Raw genomic sequence first — 415 nt, 5'->3', positions numbered from 1 at the left:
TTTCAAGCGCTCACACTTATCGACTGTGTTTAAAGAGAACAGCAAATATTGGGGCTGTAGCTCAGCTGGTTAGAGCACCGTGTTGATAACGCGGGGGTCGTTGGTTCGAGTCCAACCAGCCCTACCAGTTGCCGGTATTTCGTAATACCAAATGGGGGATTAGCTCAGCTGGGAGAGCACCTGCTTTGCAAGCAGGGGGTCGTCGGTTCGATCCCGTCATCCTCCACCAAATGCTTTTACGTAAGGCCAGCGCTTTAGGTAAAAGCAGTACCGTTCTTTAACAATCAGGAAGAAGTAAAGTTTTATTTAAGCGTGTAGAAATACACACTTAGGGTAGTAAAACTCATCATCACAAGTAGTAAATGCTTGAACTATAGCCGTCAAGGTTATAGGGACAAGTGAATAAGTGCACATG

2 tRNA genes are annotated in these 415 nt (G+C 45.8%); both read left to right on the top strand.

The window, feature by feature from the left end:
* Positions 1-50 precede the first annotated feature (50 nt).
* Positions 51-127 (top strand) — tRNA-Ile (locus tag KW842_RS27215).
* A gap of 26 nt (positions 128-153) precedes the next feature.
* A tRNA-Ala gene (locus tag KW842_RS27210) sits at positions 154-229 on the top strand.
* Positions 230-415: the final 186 nt, after the last annotated feature.

The organism is Duganella sp. sic0402, from assembly GCF_019219065.1.
GTDB lineage: Bacteria > Pseudomonadota > Gammaproteobacteria > Burkholderiales > Burkholderiaceae_D > Rugamonas.
Note: the sequence above shows the minus strand (reverse complement) of the source record. Positions and strands in the feature narration are given on the sequence as shown.